Origin of the sequence: Streptomyces sp. NPDC060198 (assembly GCF_042728415.1) — a bacterium.
Taxonomy (GTDB): Bacteria; Actinomycetota; Actinomycetes; order Streptomycetales; family Streptomycetaceae; genus Streptomyces.
On the sequence record NZ_JBHWZJ010000661.1, the window covers coordinates 1 to 1,652 of the forward strand.

Annotated in this window: 1 protein-coding gene; it reads left to right on the forward strand. The window is 75.5% G+C overall.

The window, feature by feature from the left end:
- The first annotated feature begins 189 nt into the window (after positions 1–189).
- Positions 190–1,560, forward strand: a complete 1,371-nt coding sequence (locus ACFWEP_RS34535) for a helix-turn-helix domain-containing protein (RefSeq protein WP_387376242.1) — start codon at positions 190–192, stop codon at positions 1,558–1,560.
- The last annotated feature ends 92 nt before the right edge of the window (positions 1,561–1,652 follow it).

Here is a 1,652-nt window from a genome sequence, read left to right on the forward strand (position 1 = left end):
GGCGTGTGCCGAAAGTGGCGCCGTCCGCCCGGAGGGCGGGTCCGGCGGCGTCCGGTGCGTGCGATCGCACGGCGGAAGATCGCCCCGATACTGGCGGTATCGGGGCGATCCCGACAACGCGGCGAGCGTGCCTGCCGGGCGCCGCCGGACAGGCGGGACTCTCGACACACGCCCTACGGGGGGCCACCCGTGACGGAGAGTACGACCGGCACCGCCGACGTTCCGCTGCCGCCCCCCAAGGAACGGCGGAGGCTGCGCGAGGCGAAATCACTGAGCGAGGCGCAGGTGGCTTCCGCGGTCGGGGTCACCCCGGCCACCGTCCGGTCCTGGGAGTCGGGGCGTACGACCCCGCGAGGACGCAAGCGGGTGGCGTACGCCCGGCTCATCGGGCGCGCCGACCACCTGCAGGGCCCCGGGAGCACCTCGGCGCCGCCCGGGCCTCCCACCGCGTCCGGTACGGCAGCCGACGCGGCGCCACCCTCCCTCGCCGTAGCCACCGGGAGCACCCCCATGTCCCCGACCGACCCCGACCCCACCCCGTCCCCGCGCCAGGACGACCCCTCCCCGGACCAGGATTCCCCGGACCAGGATTCCTCGGACCAGGATTCTCCGGAGCCAGCCGCCGCGGGTCCCGGCGACCGCGTCACGGTGCCGCCCGACGCCGTTCCGGTGCCGGACGACAGCGTTCCGGTGCTGGACGACGCCGTCACGGTGCCGCCCGAACAGGACGTGCCTGGGGGGCCGACCCCGGAGGGGGCTTTCGACGCGCTCTACCACCGGACCGCCCCCGAACTGGCGGGACAGGCCTTCCTGCTGACCGGACGCCGGGGTCTGTCCCAGGAGTCCGTGGAGCGCGCGTTCCACACGGCATGGGAGCGGTGGCCCGAAGTCGCCGTGGACCGGGACCCGGTGGGCTGGGTACGGGCCGCCGCGCACGACTACGCGCTGTCTCCGTGGCGCCGGGTGCACCGCGCCCACCGGCACCCGGACGCGCCGCCCGCCGACCCGGAGCGGAGGGCGACGCTGGAAGCGTTTCTCGCGCTGCCGCCCGCTTCCCGTCGCACCGTGCTGCTCTACGACGGGATCGGGCTCGATCTGCCGGAGACGGCTGCCGAGACGGAGGCGAGCACACCGGCCGCCGCCGGGCGGCTGGTGAACGCGCGTGCCGCACTCGCCGAGCGGCTGCCCGAACTGGCCGAGGCTCCCTCGTCCACGGAACTCTCCGCCCGGCTGCGCGAGCGGCTCCACTCCCTCGCGGCCGTCGAACCGCCACCCGCGCTGCCCGCCCCGAAGGCCGTCCGCGCCGGGAGCGAGCGCAAGGCTCAGCTGTGGACCCGGGCGGCCATCGCCTTCGCCGCCCTGCTCATCGGTGCGACCGCCTTCACCCTGCGCACCGCGCCGACCCGGTACGAGGAACCCCTCTCCCCCGCCGAACACGTCGGCGGCGTCCCCCCGCGCGGCGGTCCGCAGCGCTTGACCGATCAGGACCTGGAACTTCAGGCGTCCCTGCGCGAGGAACTCGTCCACGGACCGGAACGCATGGTGCCGCTGGTCCGCTGACCATCTGCAACTCCGCGGTCGCCCCGCTCCTCCTTCCGGAGCCGGGCGACCGGAACGACGAACGGCGCGGGCCCGTACCCCGGTGAAAGGGG